General features: G+C 56.6%; 17 protein-coding genes and 1 pseudogene. 8 read left to right on the forward strand and 10 right to left on the reverse strand.

The features are described 5' to 3' along the window. Nucleotides 1-259, reverse strand: a pseudogene (locus tag ED901_RS25430) (spore coat protein U); the annotation flags it as partial. 422 nt (nucleotides 260-681) lie between these two features. Between ED901_RS25430 and ED901_RS14635 the strand changes: the two are divergent. Then, complete coding sequence (locus tag ED901_RS14635; RefSeq protein ID WP_122096331.1) at nucleotides 682-1,458, forward strand: YdcF family protein; 777 nt, start codon at nucleotides 682-684, stop codon at nucleotides 1,456-1,458. On the opposite strand, the gene ED901_RS14640 is transcribed toward ED901_RS14635, so the two are convergent. Then, a complete protein-coding gene (locus ED901_RS14640; RefSeq protein ID WP_122096332.1) occupies nucleotides 1,437-2,972 on the reverse strand; it encodes an MFS transporter in 1,536 nt (511 codons plus the stop codon). The genes ED901_RS14635 and ED901_RS14640 overlap by 22 nt on opposite strands. 116 nt (nucleotides 2,973-3,088) lie before the next feature. Between ED901_RS14640 and ED901_RS14645 the strand changes: the two genes are divergently transcribed. Next, nucleotides 3,089-3,970 (forward strand): LysR substrate-binding domain-containing protein, encoded by an 882-nt coding sequence (locus ED901_RS14645; RefSeq protein WP_122096364.1) that lies wholly within the window; start codon nucleotides 3,089-3,091, stop codon nucleotides 3,968-3,970. A gap of 12 nt (nucleotides 3,971-3,982) precedes the next feature. Here ED901_RS14645 and ED901_RS14650 read toward each other — a convergent pair whose 3' ends face one another. The 4 genes from ED901_RS14650 to ED901_RS14665 form a co-directional block, all read right to left on the reverse strand. Further along, nucleotides 3,983-5,113 carry an aminotransferase class I/II-fold pyridoxal phosphate-dependent enzyme gene (locus tag ED901_RS14650; protein ID WP_122096333.1) on the reverse strand — a complete coding sequence of 377 codons (1,131 nt, stop codon included), beginning with the start codon at nucleotides 5,111-5,113 and terminating at the stop codon, nucleotides 3,983-3,985. Nucleotides 5,114-5,141: 28 nt separating this feature from the next. Next, the gene (locus tag ED901_RS14655; RefSeq protein WP_122096334.1) at nucleotides 5,142-5,966 is read right to left on the reverse strand and encodes an amino acid ABC transporter permease; all 825 of its coding nucleotides are present in this window, start codon (nucleotides 5,964-5,966) and stop codon (nucleotides 5,142-5,144) included. Next, nucleotides 5,966-6,784 (reverse strand): transporter substrate-binding domain-containing protein, encoded by an 819-nt coding sequence (locus ED901_RS14660; protein WP_122096335.1) that lies wholly within the window; start codon nucleotides 6,782-6,784, stop codon nucleotides 5,966-5,968. Before ED901_RS14660 ends, ED901_RS14655 begins: the two co-directional genes overlap by 1 nt. Nucleotides 6,785-6,937: 153 nt before the next feature. Continuing rightward, nucleotides 6,938-7,597: a DUF1345 domain-containing protein gene (locus ED901_RS14665; RefSeq protein WP_122096336.1), complete on the reverse strand. Its 660-nt coding sequence runs from the start codon at nucleotides 7,595-7,597 to the stop codon at nucleotides 6,938-6,940. A gap of 171 nt (nucleotides 7,598-7,768) precedes the next feature. On the opposite strand from ED901_RS14665, the gene ED901_RS14670 reads away from it, so the two are divergent. Continuing rightward, nucleotides 7,769-9,061 (forward strand): hypothetical protein, encoded by a 1,293-nt coding sequence (locus ED901_RS14670; protein WP_056774890.1) that lies wholly within the window; start codon nucleotides 7,769-7,771, stop codon nucleotides 9,059-9,061. Then, nucleotides 9,058-9,696 carry a LysE family transporter gene (locus ED901_RS14675; protein ID WP_056774892.1) on the forward strand — a complete coding sequence of 213 codons (639 nt, stop codon included), beginning with the start codon at nucleotides 9,058-9,060 and terminating at the stop codon, nucleotides 9,694-9,696. Before ED901_RS14670 ends, ED901_RS14675 begins: the two co-directional genes overlap by 4 nt. Here the strand turns inward: ED901_RS14675 and ED901_RS14680 are convergent, their stop codons facing one another. Together ED901_RS14680 and ED901_RS14685 are read right to left on the reverse strand one after the other, a co-directional pair. Then, the gene (locus ED901_RS14680; protein WP_056774947.1) at nucleotides 9,697-10,497 is read right to left on the reverse strand and encodes an AraC family transcriptional regulator; all 801 of its coding nucleotides are present in this window, start codon (nucleotides 10,495-10,497) and stop codon (nucleotides 9,697-9,699) included. Nucleotides 10,498-10,621: 124 nt separating this feature from the next. After that, entirely contained in the window at nucleotides 10,622-11,590 is a 969-nt protein-coding gene (locus ED901_RS14685; protein WP_122096337.1) for a sensor domain-containing diguanylate cyclase, read from the reverse strand. A gap of 573 nt (nucleotides 11,591-12,163) precedes the next feature. Here ED901_RS14685 and ED901_RS14690 point away from each other — a divergent pair. Further along, entirely contained in the window at nucleotides 12,164-13,525 is a 1,362-nt protein-coding gene (locus tag ED901_RS14690) for an APC family permease (RefSeq protein WP_122096365.1), read from the forward strand. Between the two features lie 50 nt (nucleotides 13,526-13,575). Here ED901_RS14690 and ED901_RS14695 read toward each other — a convergent pair whose 3' ends face one another. After that, entirely contained in the window at nucleotides 13,576-13,899 is a 324-nt protein-coding gene (locus ED901_RS14695) for an AzlD domain-containing protein (RefSeq protein WP_056774901.1), read from the reverse strand. Continuing rightward, complete coding sequence (locus ED901_RS14700) at nucleotides 13,896-14,564, reverse strand: AzlC family ABC transporter permease (RefSeq protein WP_122096338.1); 669 nt, start codon at nucleotides 14,562-14,564, stop codon at nucleotides 13,896-13,898. The genes ED901_RS14695 and ED901_RS14700 overlap by 4 nt, the downstream gene beginning before the upstream one ends. Before the next feature lie 98 nt (nucleotides 14,565-14,662). Between ED901_RS14700 and ED901_RS14705 the strand changes: the two genes are divergently transcribed. The 3 genes from ED901_RS14705 (at nucleotide 14,663) to ED901_RS14715 (ending at nucleotide 18,733) form a co-directional block, all read left to right on the forward strand. After that, nucleotides 14,663-15,211 (forward strand): helix-turn-helix domain-containing protein, encoded by a 549-nt coding sequence (locus ED901_RS14705; protein ID WP_122096339.1) that lies wholly within the window; start codon nucleotides 14,663-14,665, stop codon nucleotides 15,209-15,211. A gap of 241 nt (nucleotides 15,212-15,452) precedes the next feature. Further along, nucleotides 15,453-17,321, forward strand: coding sequence for a beta-glucoside-specific PTS transporter subunit IIABC (locus tag ED901_RS14710; protein WP_122096340.1), 1,869 nt, complete (start codon nucleotides 15,453-15,455; stop codon nucleotides 17,319-17,321). Beyond that, nucleotides 17,318-18,733, forward strand: a complete 1,416-nt coding sequence (locus ED901_RS14715) for a glycoside hydrolase family 1 protein (protein ID WP_122096341.1) — start codon at nucleotides 17,318-17,320, stop codon at nucleotides 18,731-18,733. Before ED901_RS14710 ends, ED901_RS14715 begins: the two co-directional genes overlap by 4 nt. The last annotated feature ends 20 nt before the right edge of the window (nucleotides 18,734-18,753 follow it).

The raw sequence follows: 18,753 nt of genomic DNA on the forward strand, positions 1-18,753 counted from the left end.
TGGTGACCGCGCCGGTGCCGTCCGCACCAAACACCCTACCGTTGATGACGCTGGTCAAATCGGCGTAATTACCGAAGTTCAGCGTACCCCACTGGTTGGTGCCGCCGGTGGCCGTGCCATTACCGACGGTACACCCGGTACTGATGGTTAACTGAACGCCCACTTGCCCTGTTAAAGTACCGGCCGCCTGTGCGCCTGCGGACAGCGCTAAGGTTGCCGCGGCCAGAATAGCCGGAAATAAAGAATGTTTATCGCCCATGATGACTCCCAATAACTGCTTATACACTGGTGTGCATGCATGCAATCGCGTTGCGGCTGCATGTGGAAATCCTCTGGTGGTCAATTTAAAAGCATAAAAAAAATAAAAAGCATCAGTCATTCAGCCGGGATTTGCGTTTTACACTCAAGCAAAAGGGATCCCTGACCGCAGGCGCGTGGTGTCCCACGTCGCTACAGTTAAATATAAGTTAATAAATTTACCTTAAGAGGATCTTTACGTCATTTCGATGAATAAGGATAAAAAGACTAAGAAAACAAAATTAATGGTTTTTTATTCCGGTTTAATGGCTTTTTTTATGTTTAATGATGGGCGTCACGCCGCGTAACCGTGAGTTTTTTTAACCATTTTTTGAGTGGTGTTATAGGTTTATGATGGCTGCCCTTATCCGACGGAGGCTGCAAATGTTTTCTGACGCTGTGATTAACGATATAAACCGGCTGGCGCGTTTTCTCTCTTTTGATCAGACCGGGGGAAAAGGGCCAGCGGGAACGCCTTCATTGCTGATCCTGCTGGGTAACGCGATTTTACCGACCGCCGAAGCGGCGTTTGAGGCGCTGGCGCAGGGCCGGGTTTCACGTTTGCTGATTGCCGGAGGCGTCGGCCATTCCACGCAATTACTCTGTCAGACGGTGCAGGCGCATCCGCGTTACCGGCACATTTCCACTGCCGGGCGCAGCGAGGCGGACATTCTTAATGACATCGGCGTGCAGTGTTTTGGCCTCTCGGCGGACCAAATATTGCTGGAAACCGCGTCAACCAACTGCGGCGACAATGCCGTGCAGGCGCGCCGCGTGCTGGAAGCTGCGGGCGATACCCACACCCGGATTACCCTGACGCAGGATCCGCTGATGCAGCTGCGCACCGACGCCAGTTTCCGCCACGTCTGGCGCGACAGGCCGGACATCACCTTCACCAGTTGGCCGACGCTGATCCCGCAGCTTGAGCGGGCAGGCGACGGGCTGCGGTTTGCCGGCGGCCATCAGCAGGGGATGTGGTCGCTGCCGCGATTCGCGTCGCTGCTGCTGGGGGAAATCCCCCGTCTGCGTAATGCGCCGGGCGGTTATGGCCCGCGCGGTGCGGGCTTTATCGCTGAGGTCGACATCCCCGCCGACATCGAAGAAACCTATGCCCGGCTGCGGCCGGTACTGGAAGCCGATTACGGCGACAGATCTTTCTGACCGGCGGCGGTGACCTGGTCGCTTTCCTGATGATTGCCTTTCAGCGCCAGCAACACCACCAGCGCCGAAAACAACGTGATCGCCATCAGGCACAGCAGTAACGGATGCAGAGAGGCGGCATAAAGCTGCTGAAGCTGCGCGGTGCTGGCTTCAGGGATCAGCTGTTGCGTCACCGTCAGATTACCGGTCGCCAGCCGCTGCGCCGCCTGACTGAGTTCGCCGGAGCTGAAATGTGCCGCCAGCGCGCGGTGGCTCATGGCCGCCAGGATCGCCCCGACGATCGCCAGCGAAATGCCTTCCCCCGCCACGCGTGTGGTGCTGAAAATACCGGTCGCCATTCCCGCCCGCTCTTTCGGCACCACGCTGACCGACAATCCATCCATCAGCCCCCACGGCAGGCCGGTGCCGATGCCGATAAGCAGCATCGGGGCGATCATCGCCGTGACGTTTTGCGCCAGCACCGCCTGGCTCAGCCAGCCTAAACCTGCGGCGGCAATCACCAGCCCGGCGGTGCACAGCACGCCGGCTGAAATCCAGCGCGTCAGCCACGCCGCCAGCAACGGCACAATCAGCATCGGCACGGAAAGCGCCATCATCATCAGTCCGGCGCGCTCTTCGCTCAGGCCTCTCACGCCGATGAACAGCATCGGTAAAATCACCAGCAACACCACAAAACAGAAACCGGTCGCCAGCGGCAGCGCCTGCACGCCGATGAAGCGGATATAGCGAAAAAGAGAGAGATCCAGCATCGGCTGTTTGACCCGCAATTCCACCCCGACAAATATCACCAGCAACAGCGCCGCACCGGCCAGCAGCGCAACAACCTGTGTGCTTTGCACGCCGTATTGCGGGATCGCCATCAGCGCCCAGGTGAGCAGCGCCAGCATCGCGGTAAAGGTGACGGTGCCCGGCCAGTCGATGCCGGAAGCCTGCGGATTGCGGGTTTCCCGCATTTTTGATGCGCCGGTCAGCAGGGCGATCACCGCAATCACCGTGGCGGAGAAAAACACCGCGCGCCAGCCGAAATGAGCAATCAGCAGGCCGGCGAGAAACGGCCCGAAAGCCAGACCGACGCCAAAGCTGCTGCCCATCAGGCTGAACGCGCGGGTGCGCGCCGCGCCGTCGAACTCCTGCGCCAGTGCCGCCGCGCCGCCCGCCAGCGCACCGGCGGCGGCAATGCCTTGTGCGCCACGCAGCACATCCATCCACAGCAAACTGTTGCTGAACGCCTGCAATAACGACAACAGGGCAAACAGCGAAACACCGCTGATGAACACTTTTTTACGGCCAATTTCATCGGCCAGCGCCCCGGCGGCCATCAGAAAACAGCCAAAGGTCAGCATAAAGGAATTGGTTATCCAGCTCAGCGCCTGCGCGCTGCCGCCGAGTTCGCGGGCAATCGCCGGTGTGGCTACCGCGCCGCTGACAAAATTGAGCGGCAGGATCACGGCGGCGATGCACACTGTTACCAGCACCCTGAGGCTGCCAGCCGGATGGGACGAGGATGTATTCATGATTTCTCCAGAAAGTGGTGTATAACGATGATGATAAAATGTCGGCAATCTGGCGGAAACAGGCTGGAAGTCCGATGATTCAGGACAAAAACGCTCGAATAAACGGGAGTGAAAAAATGGAAAACCTGAACGGCCTGCTGGCCTTTGTGCGGGCGGCGCAGAGCCAGAGTTTTGCGGCGGCGGCGGAGCGCATGGGCATATCGGCGTCGGCGGTCGGCAAAAGTGTGGCGCGGCTGGAGGAAAAACTCAGTGTGCGGCTGTTTAACCGCAGCACGCGACGCATCAGCCTGACGGATGAAGGCCAGCTGTTTTTCGAGCGCTGCCAGAATATTGTCGCGCAACTGGAAGACGCCGAGCAGGAGCTGGTGCGGATTTCCGCCGTGCCGCGCGGCAAGTTACGCATCACCGCGCCTGCCATCGGTTACCGCATGTTGTTGCCGCACCTGCCGGAGTTCCGTCAGCGCTACCCGGAGGTCGAACTGGATCTGGATTTCAGCGACCGGATGGTGAATGTCATCGACGAAGGGTTTGATATCGCCATCCGCAGCGGAGAACTGAACAGTTCGCAGATGATGTCACGCCGCCTCGGGCCGTTTCGTTTTGTGATTGTCGGCGCTGCCGGTTATTTTGCCGAACATCCAGTACCGCTTACCCCTGACGATCTTTATCAGCACGCCTGCCTGCGCTACCGGTTTCCGGGCAACGGCCAGTGGCAGGAATGGGAGATGACCAGCGCGATGCCGCCGGAGCTGCCGCTGGCGCTGAGCAGCAACAATCTGGAATCGATTTTACAGGCGACGGTGCAGGGCCTCGGGCTGGCGTATGTGCCGGAATTTATCGTGCGGCCTTATCTGGCCTCGGGCGAGCTGATCCCGGTGTTGTCACCTTATCTGAAAGAGGGCGGCAAATTCTCGGTGGTGTGGCCGAGCAGCCGCCATATGCTGCCAAAAGTGCGGGTGTTCATTGATTTTCTGACCGAAAAGCAGGTGCTGGACTGAGCCGTTTCCTTCTTACTGTTTATCCAGCCATTTGCCCATTTCGCCCAGCGCATCGTCGAGATTTTCCCGCCCGAAACCGATGCGCAGGAAATCTTCAGACACGGCGTTGAGCGCTGAACCGTAGGCCACGGAAGGGATCACCATCACTCCGGCTTCTTCCACCAGCCGCGTGGCGAACGCTTGCGCCCCTTCTGCGCCGGTGTAACGGGGAAAGGCGAGCACACCGGCTTTCGGCACGCTGAGCGTAAACAAGTGCGGGTATTTCGCCAGAAACGTCGTGAGCGTCGCCAGCTGACGGCGCGAACGTTCCATGACCCGTTCCAGAATGGGCGCACGGGCGTTGAGCGCGAGGGCCGTCAGGAACTCACCGGGCATGGAATTACAGATCGACAAATACTGCTTCATGCGCTCCAGCTCCAGCATCCAGGCTTTATCCTGACAGGCTACCCAGCCGATACGCAGCCCCGGCAATCCGTAAGCTTTCGAGGTCACGTTCAGTGAAATGCCGCGTTCGTAAAGATCAGCGAGCTGCGGCAGCCGGTCAGCGGGATCAAATTCGGTCAGCCGGTAGACTTCGTCAGAGAAAATCCAGATCCCCCGCTCGCGACACATTGCGACCAGTTCGTCGAGTTGCGCGCGGCTTATCAGCGCACCGGTCGGGTTGTGCGGGAAATTTATCACCAGCACTTTGGTGTTGGCGCGCAACGCTGCCCGCACAAGACCGGTATCCAGTGCCCAGTGATTATTTTCATCCAGCGCCACGCCGGTCACTTCGCAGCGCGACATCGGTACGCTTTCCAGCGACTGATAATTCGGTGTGATGACCACCGCGTGATCGTCCGCGTTCAGCAGCATCTGGAAACTGGCGTAAATCGCTTCATCGGCCCCGGCAAAACTGATCACCTGCTGCGGCGTGATATGCCGGTACGTGGCGGCGATCGCTTCGAGCAGTTCCGGCGTACCGCGCAGGGGCGGGTAATCCAGCTGGGTTTGCATAAACGCCGCGCGATGCTCTTTCCCCGCCAGTTCAAACAACGTATCGATGCTCATCGATTCGGGATAGGAGGAGGACAACGGGAAACGGACGGCGTGTTCGAGGCGCGAGAGATAGCTGATTAAACGAAAATCTTCAGGAAAAGACATGGCGTATCCGTGATGAAAAAGGGCGAAATTAGCGGCGATGGCCTTGGGCAAAACGGCGCTCGAGGCGGCTTTGCAGCAGTTCTAATACAATCGACATGATCCAGTATATCGCCGCGGCGGTGGCCAGCATTTCCATATACCGGTAGGTGCTGCGGCCATAGGACTGCGCCAAAAAGTTAAGTTCCCACAGCCCCATCAGGGACACCAGCGAGGAATCTTTCAGCATCGAGATAAACATCGACCCGGCGGGCGGAATAATGATGCGCAGCGCCTGTGGCGCGGTGACGTGCACGGCCACCGTCCAGCGCGAGACGCCGAGCGCCAGTGCCGCTTCCTGCTGACCGCGCGGCACCGAGAGCACGCCGCTGCGGATCGTTTCCGCCAGATACGCGCCGTAGTTCATCGACAGCGCGATAATGCCGGAACTGAGTGCGCCGAGCACAATCCCCACCTGCGGTAACGCCAGATAGATAATCAGTACCTGCACCAGCAGCGGTGTGCCGCGAAACAGCGAGGCGTAAAACGTCGCGCAGCCAAACGCCAGCGCGTTATCGGACATCCTGCCCAGCGCGGTGATAAGGCCAATCAGCAGACAGAAAAACATCGAGCAGGCGGTGATCATAATGGTCAGCGCCGCGCCCTGAATAAAGCCGTCCGGCGACAGGCGCAGGCCGAGCAGGAACGGCAGTTTCTGGCTAATCAGGCTCCAGTCCAGCCCCATTTTGCTGAACGTGCCGAGCAGCAGGCTGAGCAAAATCAGCCACGTCAGCCCGGTTTTGAATTTAAACGCGTGTGCGTGGTGCCAGCGTTCGGGCGTTTCCACTTTCGGCTGGCTGTCCGGGATTTGTGGCATCAGGGTACCTCGTGGGTGATATCTTCACCCAGCCAGTGCTGGGAGATTTTAGCCAGCGTGCCGTCGTCGCGCAGCGATTTGATGGTGTCCGCCACTTTCTTATCCCACTCGGCGTCGCCTTTGTCGGTCGCTACCCAGTTCGGTTCCGCATACAGTTCGGTGACGATTTTGAACATCGGCGCGCGTTTGATGCGTGCGTTAGCAGTGGCTAAATCCGACACCACGCCGTCAAGGCGCACACCCGGCCCGAGCGCCAGATTCTGGAACGCCACTTCTTCATCGCTTGGAATGACATGAACGTTATCAAACGGGAAGTTGATGGGCTTGCTGCCGGGGATCACCAGCGTTTTTTGCAGATACGTTTCGTAGGTCGAGCCGATGCCGACACCAATCTTTTTATTGCTCAGGTCGGCCGCCGATTTTATGCGGTCGTCTTTCTTATTGACCACTAACACCGCCGGAGAGTTGTAGTAAGGCGTCGGGAAATCCAGCACTTTGGCGCGCTCGCTGTTTGGCGTCATCGAGCAGATACAGGTATCCCAGCGCCCCTGCCATTTACCGCCGACAATGGTTTCCCAGCCCGGCGCGATGATCTCAAGTTTCACGCCCATGCGCTGTGCCACGGCTTTTGCCACATCGACGTCAAAACCGGCCAGCTGGTTGTTGTCATCAATAAAGCCGAACGGCGGATAGTCATTCACGATGGCATTGCGCAGCACACCGGTTTTCGTGACGCGATCCAGCGTGGTGCCTGCCAGCGTGGCGGCGGAAAACAGCGTGGTGGCAAGGAGTGTCAGAGCAACAAACGAAGTGCGCATAAGCAGATCTTTCCTTAAATGTAACCAAACCGGGAGAATATTGTAAAAACCTACACTAAGTTTTAGACGTATAGAAGTCTGAATGCACGGTTTTCCGGCTTATAGTGATCTCTGCCGGAAATTTACCTGATGGCAGTGAATTGCTTTGCTCCGCTAGTTTAACAACCCCGCGCCCACGTTAATCGACAGCCCCAGGATCGCCAGATTAAAGACGAAAGAAATCACCGACTGTAACAGGGCAATCTGCCGCATGTCGGTGGTGCCCGTCTCCACGTCGGCAGTCTGCGAGGCCACGGCAATGGTGAAAGAGAAATAGAGAAAATCCCAGTAGCCGGGCAGTTCGGGCTTCTCCGGGAAAATCATCGGCGTCACCTCTTTGCTGCGGCGCAGATAATGATGATGGGCGTAGTGCAGGGCGAAAGAGGTCGGCAACAGCGCCCACGACGCGATAAGCGTGGTCGCGGTGAGCAAAATGTGCAGCACGCGCGGCGTGCCGGTCAGATCTTTCAGCGTACCGAGCTCCATCAGGATCGCCAGAATACTCACCAGACAGGTGAGGGTGACCATGCTCAGCACCAGCGTGGCGCTCTCATCCTGCGTTTTGGCGATGTGCGCAATATCCTTCGCTTCGGTGCGCAACATGCGAAACCACAGGAAAAACAGATACAGCCACGCCAGCACGTTCCAGCTAATCAACAGCCGCTGCAACAGCCCGAGCTGGGCAGGAAGAATAAAAAAACAGACCAGCCCGGCCAGAATCGAGAACAGCAGCCGGGTACGCACCTGAAGGTAATGTTTGAGAGAAAAGCTCATGGTGTTAAGCGCTTAGCAAGGAGGAACCTGTGCTTCAACTGTAGTCGCAGATTGCGGTGTTGTAATGCCACCGGGTGACACTTCCTGACGTCTGCGCAATTTCTTCCAATACCCGCTGTGATGACAGTGATGTAGTGAACTACCTCTCATGCGTACACAGGATTGGAAATCATGTTTACTACGTCATTCTGGCCAGCTGCGGCGGCCTATCAGGTTTCAATGATGGATCTGGATGTTCCGCATCATATCAATCCTAAAGCGGTGCAAACGATCCACTATTGTCTGCGCCTGACCGAGGCCATCAATCAACTGGAGGTCACCTGCGAAAGTCGTTTGCTGGATGCTTTGCGTGAGGAAATGGCTATCCAGTGTTTCCGCCTCGCGCCGCTGTTTGACGATCCGGATACCCGGCGGGGGCTGTTTCTGCGCGCCGAAATCCTGGCGGACGAATCAAGTGGCAAAACGTTGCTGCCGCAAATTGCCGGTCTGAATGAACAGCAGCTGGTGCTGGGCATTGGCAAAACCTCAACGTGGATTGGAAAATCGAAGCAAAGTTATTACTCGTCATGGTTCGGCGAGCCCGCGCCGGTGTTGCAGGAAATCTCTGACGTGATGGACAGTCTGTTTCCGGAAAGCCTGCTGTTTCTGCAAAAAGAGATCGCCGCCGATTTACTGGCGCTGCCGGGCTGCGCCTACAAAATCATCACTCTTTTCGGCATTGCCGGAGAAGCCAATACCTATCCGAAACACTTCGCCTATTTCTTCCCGGAGGACGAAGGGCTGAAGCATTCCCCTGTCAAACGCACCGTGGTGTTTGCCAATACCTACCTGCAACTGTTCGAAATGTTCTCCCGCACCGAAGCCGTGCGCCTTGGCTGGGCGGAAGAGGATTTGCCGGAAAGCCACGTCTGCCAGCGTTATCTGATCGCCTGGTTCCGCGGGCATGATCTCGGGCATTCGCTGGTGCGTAACGAAAACGTCTTCCCGATGCTCAGCAAGATTGATCGCTGGGGATCGATGATGGTGCAGGAAGCGCTGGCGGATCAGTTCGGATTGCTGATGTGCCTGACGCCACAGGTGGCGGACGGATTACAGCTCGACAGAAATGTGCTGGCGCGGATCTACTTCCTGGAAATTCTGCGCTATCTGCGTCGCGGGCCGTCGAGCTATCCGGATGCCGGGGCGGCGTGGATCCAGTTCAACTATTTACGTGAGCACGGCTGTATCGAACTCTCGGCGGAGACGATCGGTTTCCACCCTGAGCTGTTCTTTACCCAGATGGCAAACCTGACCCGCATGATGAGCGAAGAATTGCTGGGCGGCGACGCCGCGCGCGCAAAAGAGTTTATGCAGCAGTATTGCCCGCATAACAATCCGGAAGATGTGGAGATCCTGATGGCGCGTCTGGGCACTACCAACGACATGATTGAATACAACCAGATGATCAAGAGAGTCCCGCTATGATGCCGTTTTCCAATGGCTTTTTACTCAGCCTGTCGCTGTGTCTGGACATCGGCATCGCCAATATCGCCATGATCACGCTGGCAATGCAGCGCGGCTATTTTCACGGTTTCTGGCTGGGGATCGGCACCTGCATTGGTGATCTGATTTACGCTGTGCTGGCGCTGGCGGGCATGACGATTTTGCTGCAATACCAGAGCGTGCGCTGGGTGCTGTGGGTGGGCGGCTCGATGATGCTGATGTGGTTCACCTATAAAATGATCCGCGCGGCGATGGCGCCTGCGGAGGATATGTCCGCCGGGGATAACGGCCAGCCGCGGTCGGTGATGCGTAACTTCGGGCGCGGCGTGGTGCTGGCAATGTCATCACCGACGGCGATCCTGTGGTTTGCGGCGGTAGGCGGCGCGCTTATCTCGCGCATGGGGCAGGGCGGCACAGCGGAAGCGTCCTGGTTCCTGACCGGTTTCTTTATTGCCGGTGTGTTCTGGACCATCGTGCTGTGCTGCGTCGGCAGCTGGGGCGGGAAAATGCTCGGCACGAAAATGCTCAAATACTCTTACGTGGCCTCGGCGATCATCTTCTCGTATTTCGCGATCTACGTGGTGATTTCCGGCTATCGCGAATTTATTCTGGTGTGATCAGCCGCGCGCGGCAGAGCCATTGAGCGACTGCGAATACAGGTGGGGAGTGATCCCCATCATTTTTCGGAACGTGTTGATGAAATGGCTTTGATCGTAAAAACCCAGGCTGATGGCGACATCCAGCGCATTGTTATTTTTACGCAACTGATTGCGGGCTTCGAGTAAACGCAGCTGCATATGGTATTGCAGCGGCGGCATGCCGATGTGCTGGCGGAACAGCCGCACAAAATGGAACTTACTCAGCCCGCTGACCTGCGCCAGCGTGTCGAGATGGATCTTGCGGGTCAGGTGGTCGCGCATAAAATCGAGCGCCAGCGTGACCGGCCGCAGCGACTGCTCCTGCTCTTTCGCCGGTTCTTCCAGCAATGCGCCCAGCAACCACAATAAATTTTGCTCCTGATCGTCGTCGTTCAGCGTGCGTTTGTAATGGCGCAGCGCGGAAAACAGCGCCGGATTACTCAGCACGCCTTCGGTCAGCACCGGCGCGCAGTGATCGGATCGCAGATTGTGGTCGACGGATATCTGCCGCAGCAAAGACTGGGGAATGTGCACGCTGAGAAATTCCACCTTCTCATCGCCAAACAGCGATGACTGAACGGTGGACGGATTGTAGATGGTGATTTCGCCGGCACGGACCAGCTCGGTTTTGCCGTGCAGCCAGATCTCTTCCGTTCCCGTCAGATTGGCGCTGATCACGTATTCGTCGTGAGTGTGGCGCGGGAATGAGGAATTGCTCGCGGTCAGATGCGAGCACTCGATATCGTTTGCCATCGTCCATTCAGAAATAGAAAGAGACACGTTACGCTCCACGAAAGATTGCTGTGCTAAAAAGACGACTCAGACATGGCATGGGTTTTTCTTATGCGAAATTTATAGCACAAACTTTTAACAACAAAAGTGAGGAACATTCATCAGGGCCGCCTTACGCCTGCAAACGGATGTCTTCAGTGCCCAGCATCACGCCATTCTTTCCGTGATGTTTTATCGCGTACATGGCACGGTCGGCGAGCAGCAGCGCCTCGCTGAAATCACTCTCGCCGGACACCTCATCAATCCCAATCGATGCGCCGATGTGTGCATTACCGTTATCAAGTTCAAACGGGATGGTGGCGGCACCGAGACAGGCCTGCGCCACCCGTTTGACCAGCGGATGGTTCAGCCCGTAGGGCATCAGCAACACAAATTCATCGCCGCCCAGCCGCCCCGGAATAATGCCCGGCGGGCAGGCTTCCCTGAACCGCTGACTCAGCCGCATCAGCACCTCGTCACCGCTGCGATGCCCGAGGGTGTCGTTCACATGCTTAAAATTGTCCAGATCGATAAACGCCACACACAACGGGCCGCTGTTTTTTAACGCCGTAAACTGCTGGTGTAACGCGTGGCGGTTGGCCAAGCCGGTGAGCGGATCGTGATTGGCCAGCGTCGCCAGTTGCTGTTCGTAATGCTTCTCTTTGGTCATGTCGATGTGCGTGCCGGTCACTTTCAGCGGACGCCCCTGGTTATCCCACTCAGTCACCCGGCCACGATCCAGCACCCAGGTCACGGTGCCATTTTTGGCCTGCATCCGGTGCAGTGCTTCGTAAAACGGCGTCTTCCCTTCCAGATGATTGTAAAAAGCCGCCAGCACATCGTCTTTATCCTCAGGGTGTAAATGTTCGCGCCAGACTTCAAAGCGTGCGCTCAGTTCTTTTGGCTGATAGCCCAGCATGGCGCCCCAGCGGCGGTTAAAGATCACCAGTTTCCCGCTGGGCACGTCGAGCTGCCACAGGCAGAGCCCGGTGCCGTCCAGCGCCGCACTGAGCTTATTTTTGGCATCGTGCGCAATCCGTCTCAGCCGGGCGTTATGCTTTTTCAGGTTCTGGAGTTGAAGCTTCAGTGAGGATTCAGACATTTCTTACTTTTAGAGCAAATAATTTTCATTCTTGCCACATGTCTGTCTTTTGTAAACCGGGAAGCCCAAAAAGAGCGCGTCGCGCCAGATTTTCAGATTTTGCCCATACCCTGGTCTGAGGTGGCTGAAGGCGCGGGGCACAGAGGCAATGTTAAATAATGCGTGCGGAGGTTATTTTTTAATGTCCAATGCTGCCGCTTTATAAAAGCAATAACCGGACAATTCTTTTTGTTTTACATATTAAAAACAATTAATAAACCCGCAGGGAAAGGTATTTGGCAATACGTGCCAGATTTCGCTGAGTATTTTATTTAATCCCGGTGTGAGGCCTTCTTCATCTTGTCATTTCCCTGGTTATTAGGGCAAAATATGCGCCCCGCGAATCGGGGATGACCCGTTTAAAAACTTCATTCAAGTACACATTCTTCTTACAAGAAAACATTCAAAAACCAGAGGCCGGGCTTCGTACCGGATAGATATTTACTTTCAAATACCGACAGTCATGTCGCAAGGAAACATAAATGGTGCATCACTCTTTTTATGTGGCGTTCTCCGTCATGGGAATTAAACATCATGTCAGATAACGTCGTCACAGGCAGCACTTCCCGCGTGGAATTGCGTAAAACGCTTACGCTGATTCCGGTTGTGATGATAGGCCTGGCCTACATGCAGCCCATGACCCTGTTTGATACGTTCGGTATTGTCTCTGGCCTGACCGACGGCCATGTGCCTACGGCTTACGCTTTCGCGTTAATCGCCGTGCTGTTTACCGCCCTGAGCTACGGCAAACTGGTGCGCCGCTACCCTTCGGCGGGGTCGGCGTACACCTACGCACAAAAAGCCATTCATCCGGTGATCGGCTTTATGGTCGGCTGGTCGTCATTGCTGGATTATTTATTTGCCCCGATGATCAATATCCTGCTGGCAAAAATCTATTTTGAAGCGCTGGTGCCTTCCGTACCTTCGTGGATATTTGTGATCGTGCTGGTCGGGTTTATGACGATATCGAATTTACGCAGTATTAAAACTGTCGCCAATATTAATACGCTGGTGGTGGTATTGCAGATCATTCTTATTACGGTCATTACCGGCATGGTTATTTACGGCGTGAATCATGGCACCGGCTATGGCACGCTGGTCAGCACCAAACCTTTCTGGGGCGAGCACGCGCATACCGTACCGATGATTACCGGCGCGACCATTCTGTGTTTCTCGTTTACCGGTTTTGACGGTATCAGTAATTTATCCGAAGAGACGAAAGACGCCGAGCGGGTTATCCCGAAAGCGATATTCCTGACGGCGCTGATCGGTGGCGTGATTTTCATCGGCGCGACCTATTTCCTGCAACTCTATTTCCCGGACATTTCCAGCTTCAAAAACCCGGACGTCTCTCAGCCTGAAATCATGTTGCAGGTGGCGGGCCGTGCGTTCCAGTTCGGCGCGCTGATTTTTTCCAGCATCACCGTGCTGGCTTCCGGCATGGCGGCGCACGCGGGGGTTTCCCGCCTGATGTACGTGATGGGGCGCGATGGCGTATTCCCGAACCGCTTCTTCGGTTATGTCCATCCGAAATGGCGCACGCCGTCATTCAACGTGATTCTGGTGGGCGCGATTGCTCTGCTGGCGATCAACTTTGACCTGGTGACCGCCACGGCGCTGATTAACTTCGGTGCGCTGGTGGCGTTTACCTTCGTGAATCTGTCGGTGATTTCCCAGTTCTGGATCCGTGAAAAGCGCAACAAAACGTTGATGGATCACGTCCAGTATCTTTTCCTGCCAATGTGTGGCGCACTGACGGTCGGCGCGCTGTGGCTGAATCTGGAACAAGGTTCGATGATCCTCGGTCTGATCTGGGGCGCTATCGGATTCATCTATCTGGCCTGTGTCACCAAAAGCTTCCGCAATCCGGTGCCGCAGTATGAGGATGTGGCGTAACTTTGCTGCTTTAGAAAATGGCTCCTGAAACGGAGCCATTTTTGTTTCTGCTATTCCACACCGAGCCAGCGCATCAGCGCCGTGACCACCGCCGCCGCGAGAATAATCACGATAAGCGGTGCCTTCCGCCATGCTAAAAACAGCGCCACGCCAACCCCCGTGATGCGGGCGAATCCGGCAAAATGTGCCCCTTCAAACAGCGCCGACGTGGCGGCAACGGCCAGTAATAAAATGGTCGCGGAATCCGATAACATTGTCTGCGTCGCGGGCGACAGCGTCAGGCGCGAACCGAGTCGGTAACCGGCCACGCGCAGGATAAAGGTGCCGGCTGCCAGTAAAGCGATACCGGCCATCCAGAGCGAATGCTGCGTCATTTTTTATGCCTCCAGGCCAGTAATCCGAGCAGGGAAAACAGCACCGGCATGCCGGCTGCCACAAAAGGGACGGCCATCACCGAGATCACCGCGCCGCAGGACGCCGGGATCAGCGTTCTGCGTTGCCTGAGTGCCGGAAAAATCAGCGCCAGCAGGATGGCCGGGAAAACCGCATCAAGGCCGATCGCCCTGATATCGGGAATAAACTGCCCGATGAAAGCGCCGGCAATCACGCTCAGCGGCCAGAACAGGGCGATCCCCAGCCCGCACAGCCAGTAAGCCATTTTACGTTTTTCATGCGAGGGCTGGGAGATGCCGAACACGACGCTTTCGTCATTCATGAGGTGGCACCCCAGCCAGCTGACGTGTTTGCGGCCAACCAGGTCTTTCACGGCAATACCGAAAGGCAAATGCCGTGCGTTAACCAGTAATCCGGCCGCCGCTGCGGCAAACGGGCTGCCGCCACCGCCGACGATGGCGATAAACAAAAATTCCGATGCCCCGGCGAGTACCAGCAAAGAGAGCGTCAGAGGCACCCACAGCGGGAAGCCGCCTGCCACCGCCAGAGAACCATAAGAAATACCGACCAGGCCGTCGGCCAGGCAAACCAGAAAGATGGCTTTTACCACATCATTGCCGAGAGGCGCAAAGAGCTGCTTACGCATGATTAAATCCCATAACGAACGAATATCCATTATAATGAACGTATCTGAATCGTTCTTCAAGTCGAACGATCGTTCGTTATGTAAATCAGGGTGTCGCCATGTCTCAACCTATCAGCGTTATTTCTAAAGGTCTGGTGCGCGAACGTCAGCGTACCGGGTTATCACTGGCAGAAGTGGCCCGCCGGGCCGGGATAGCCAAATCGACGTTGTCGCAGCTGGAAGCCGGGAACGGCAATCCGAGTCTGGAAACCCTGTGGGCGCTGTGCGTCGCGCTGGATATTCCTTTTGCGCGGCTGATGGAGCCGGAACTGAGTAAAATGCAGGTGATCCGTCGTGGCGAAGGCCCGACGGTGATCGCAGAAATGGCCGATTACAAAGCGGTATTGCTGGCAACGTGCCCGCCGGGCGCGCGCCGGGATATCTATCTGCTGACCACTCAGCCGGGCGCGGACCGCATTTCCAGCCCGCATCCGTCGGGCTCGGTCGAGCACATCATTATCACCCAGGGCCGCGCGCTGGTCGGGCTGGTGGGATCGCCGGTCGAGCTCAATGCCGGCGACTATATTTCCTATCCGGCAGACGTGGCGCACATCTTCAGGGCGCTGGAGCCGGAGACGATGGCGGTGCTGGTGTCTGAGCAGAACTGAAGGCCAGGCTTTTTAAATAGTTCGTGATGCTCCTCGCAAAAAGTCATTTTCGCTGTTGCTGACCTGACAAGGGTATGGCGATACTTCAGGCGCAACGGGTTATCACCGGTTGCCAACGCATTTTTATTGAGGCGTGTTACTGCTCAGGCAGGCAAGACCAAAATAAGAATGCACTTCTCCTTAGGGGAGGTGCATTTTCATTTTGGTCTTTTTTTTTGCTTTTTTTCACCGGGGAAAACCTATGGATTACACACAGCTGGGCAGTGAAATTTTAACGCACGTCGGCGGCAGGCAGAACGTCAGTAAACTGACGCATTGCGCCACGCGTTTACGGATGGAATTCAATGATGACGCGAAGGTGAATGCGCAAGCCATCGAAGCGTTGCCGGGGGTGATCAGCGTGGTTCAGCGCGGCGGTCAGTTCCAGATTGTGGTGGGTAACAACGTGCAGCAAACCTTTCGCGCAATGCAAAAAGAGATCGGGGATCTCAGCGGGCAGGCGGGCGGACAGCAAAAACAGAAAGCCAAAGGTGGGATCATTTCGCAGATCATCAGCGTGATTTCCACCACCTTTACGCCGGTTATTCCGGCCATCACCGGTGCGGGGATGATCAAGGCGCTGCTGGCTATTTTGAAACTCACCGGCGTCATGAGCGCCGCCAGCCCGACCTATCATCTGCTCGACACCATCTCTGACGCGGCGTTTTTCTTCCTGCCTGTGCTGCTGGCCTACGGCGCGTCGATCAAATTTGAATGTAACCCGATCCTCGCCATGACCATCGCCGGGGCGCTGTTACATCCCAATCTTGCGCAGATGATGGCCGCGGGAACGGCGATCGATTTCATCGGCATTCCGGTACGTCTCGCCGATTATGCCGGTTCAGTATTGCCGATTATTTTCACCGTCTGGCTGATGTCGTATATCGAACGCTTCGCCGAGAAAGTCTCGCCGACCATGATTAAATTCTTCACCAAGCCGATGATCATTTTACTGGTGACGGCACCGCTGGCGCTGGTGGTGGTCGGGCCGTTCGGCATTTTCCTCAATGACGTGGTTGCCAGCGGCGCGGCCATGATTGATGGCAAAGCCAGCTGGCTTATCCCGATGCTGATGGGCGGGTTGCAGCCATTCCTGGTGATCACCGGCACGGCATGGGCCATGACGCCAATTGCGACCGGCCAGCTCAGCAAAAATGGTTTTGAGATGATCAACGGCCCCGGCATGCTGGCTTCCAACATCGCTCAGGGCGCGGCAACGCTGTGTGTGGCGTTTCGCACGAAAAACAAAAACCTGCGGCAGTTAGCCTCTTCGGCCGGGTTTACCGCACTGCTTGGGATCACCGAACCCTCGTTATACGGCGTGACGTTAAAACTGCGCAGGCCGCTTATCGCCGCGATGATCGGCGGCGGATGTGCCGGTATTTATGCCGGGCTGAGCGGGCTGGTGCGCTACGCGTTCGTGTCTCCGGGCCTTGCCGCGTTACCGGCGTTTATCGGTGAAAACCCGATGAACATCGTTCATGCCCTGATTACCTGTGCCATTGCCATCGTGGTGACTTTTGCGCTGACCTGGATTTTAGGCTTCGATGATCCGGTGGAAGAGGTGACTGAACCGCAGGATACGGCACGCCTTTCCGGCGATCCGCAGCAGATCCTCAGCCCGCTGGCCGGTGAAGCCGTGGCGCTGGATCAGGTCAGTGATGATGTGTTCTCACAAGGGCTTCTGGGGCAGGGCATCGCGATTATCCCGCGTGAAGGGCTTTTGCGCGCGCCGGTTGATGGCGAAGTGGTGACTTTCCTTCCCTCCCGCCATGCGGTCGGTATTCGTGGTGATAACGGCGTCGAAATCCTGATGCACATCGGTATTGATACCGTCAGTCTGGGCGGTAAGCATTTTACTTCCGCCCTTCAGGTCGGGGATCGGGTGAAAACGGGCGACGAGCTGGTGCGCTTTGATATTCCTGCCATCACCGCGCTGGGATACGAGATCATCACACCGGTTCTGGTGGTGAACAGTGAAGCCTATCCGCAACTGATGTGTCGCCAGCCGGGTGAGGTCAGTTTCGGAGAAACCATCATCACGCTGAATACCGCGAAGGAGAAAGTATGATTTATCAGAAGCTGCAGGGGTTTCCGGAAGATTTTCTGTGGGGCGCATCAACGTCGGCTTATCAGGTGGAAGGCGCATGGAACGAGGACGGCAAAAGTCCGTCGGTGGTCGATATGCTGGTGCATCCGGCTGACACGGCGGATTTCACCGTCGCCAGCGATCATTACCATCGTTTTCGTGAAGACGTTGCGCTGTTCGCTGAGCTTGGGCTGAAGGCCTACCGCTTCTCGGTGGCCTGGACGCGCATTCTGCCGCAGGGCACCGGCGAGGTTAATCAGGCCGGGCTGGCGTTTTACCAGCAACTGATCGACGAGTTACGCCATCACGGCATTGAACCGGTGGTCACGCTCTATCACTTTGACCTTCCGTATGTGCTCGAACAGCAGGGCGGATGGGCGAACCGGGTGACGATTGAAGCCTTTGTGCAATATGCCGACGTGCTGTTCACCGCGTTTGGCAGCAAAATAAAATACTGGCTGACCATTAATGAACAAAATACGCTGATTCTGCATCCGGGCGCGATCGGGTTGCCGGAGGGCGGGGAGTTACCCACGAAGCAGGTGTTGTACCAGCAAAATCATCACATGATGGTGGCGCAGGCCAGAGTCATGGCGCTGTGCCATCAGCGGTGCCCCGCCGCGAAAATCGGCCCGGCGATCAACACCACCTCGATGTATCAGGAAACCTGCCATCCGCTGGATGCCATCGCCGCCCATAACTGGGAAACCCTGCGCGGCTGGAGTTTTCTGGATGTCGCGGTGCATGGCCGTTACAACGCGCTGGCGTGGCGTTATCTTGAAGATCGCGGCCTGACGCCGGTGATGGCGCCGGAAGATGCCGCCATACTGTTGCAGGGGAAACCGGATTACGTCGCCATCAATTACTATTCCACCGCGACCATTGCCGCCAGCCGTGGCGATGCGTCTGATATCAGCGCGCGGGCGGGCGACCAGCAAATTATGCTCGGTGAGCCGGGCGTTTATCGCGCGGCTGACAATCCGTTTGTGGATAAAACGCCGTACGGCTGGGTGATTGACCCGGTGGGCCTGCGGCTGACCTTACGCAAGGTCTGCGAACGCTACCATCTGCCCATTCTGATCACGGAGAATGGCATTGGCGCACCGGACACCTTGCTGCCGGACGGATCGGTGAATGATGATTACCGCATGACGTTTATGCGTCAGCACATTGAGCAGATGCAACTGGCGATTAACGACGGCGTGGCGCTTATCGGGTATTGTCCGTGGGCAGCCATCGATGTGGTCAGCACCCATCAGGGTTACGCCAAACGCTACGGGTTTATCTACGTTAACCGGGGTGAAAAAGACCTGATGGATCTGCGGCGTATCAGAAAAAACAGCTTTGGCTGGTATCAGCGAGTCATTGCCTCAAACGGCGTGCAGCGCGATTAACACAGAGGATGATGGCTGAG

The sequence above is a fragment of the Rahnella sp. Larv3_ips genome (genome assembly GCF_003697865.1).
In the GTDB taxonomy this organism is placed as follows: Bacteria; Pseudomonadota; Gammaproteobacteria; order Enterobacterales; family Enterobacteriaceae; genus Rahnella; species Rahnella rivi.

What these genes read in the sequence shown, in the direction of transcription:
- ED901_RS14635 (WP_122096331.1), top strand. Translation starts at nt 682, where the DNA reads ATGTTTTCTGACGCTGTGATTAACGATATAAACCGGCTGGCGCGTTTT.
- ED901_RS14640 (WP_122096332.1), bottom strand. Translation starts at nt 2,972, where the DNA reads ATGAATACATCCTCGTCCCATCCGGCTGGCAGCCTCAGGGTGCTGGTA.
- ED901_RS14645 (WP_122096364.1), top strand. Translation starts at nt 3,089, where the DNA reads ATGGAAAACCTGAACGGCCTGCTGGCCTTTGTGCGGGCGGCGCAGAGC.
- ED901_RS14650 (WP_122096333.1), bottom strand. Translation starts at nt 5,113, where the DNA reads ATGTCTTTTCCTGAAGATTTTCGTTTAATCAGCTATCTCTCGCGCCTC.
- ED901_RS14655 (WP_122096334.1), bottom strand. Translation starts at nt 5,966, where the DNA reads ATGCCACAAATCCCGGACAGCCAGCCGAAAGTGGAAACGCCCGAACGC.
- ED901_RS14660 (WP_122096335.1), bottom strand. Translation starts at nt 6,784, where the DNA reads ATGCGCACTTCGTTTGTTGCTCTGACACTCCTTGCCACCACGCTGTTT.
- ED901_RS14665 (WP_122096336.1), bottom strand. Translation starts at nt 7,597, where the DNA reads ATGAGCTTTTCTCTCAAACATTACCTTCAGGTGCGTACCCGGCTGCTG.
- ED901_RS14670 (WP_056774890.1), top strand. Translation starts at nt 7,769, where the DNA reads ATGTTTACTACGTCATTCTGGCCAGCTGCGGCGGCCTATCAGGTTTCA.
- ED901_RS14675 (WP_056774892.1), top strand. Translation starts at nt 9,058, where the DNA reads ATGATGCCGTTTTCCAATGGCTTTTTACTCAGCCTGTCGCTGTGTCTG.
- ED901_RS14685 (WP_122096337.1), bottom strand. Translation starts at nt 11,590, where the DNA reads ATGTCTGAATCCTCACTGAAGCTTCAACTCCAGAACCTGAAAAAGCAT.
- ED901_RS14690 (WP_122096365.1), top strand. Translation starts at nt 12,164, where the DNA reads ATGTCAGATAACGTCGTCACAGGCAGCACTTCCCGCGTGGAATTGCGT.
- ED901_RS14695 (WP_056774901.1), bottom strand. Translation starts at nt 13,899, where the DNA reads ATGACGCAGCATTCGCTCTGGATGGCCGGTATCGCTTTACTGGCAGCC.
- ED901_RS14700 (WP_122096338.1), bottom strand. Translation starts at nt 14,564, where the DNA reads ATGCGTAAGCAGCTCTTTGCGCCTCTCGGCAATGATGTGGTAAAAGCC.
- ED901_RS14705 (WP_122096339.1), top strand. Translation starts at nt 14,663, where the DNA reads ATGTCTCAACCTATCAGCGTTATTTCTAAAGGTCTGGTGCGCGAACGT.
- ED901_RS14710 (WP_122096340.1), top strand. Translation starts at nt 15,453, where the DNA reads ATGGATTACACACAGCTGGGCAGTGAAATTTTAACGCACGTCGGCGGC.
- ED901_RS14715 (WP_122096341.1), top strand. Translation starts at nt 17,318, where the DNA reads ATGATTTATCAGAAGCTGCAGGGGTTTCCGGAAGATTTTCTGTGGGGC.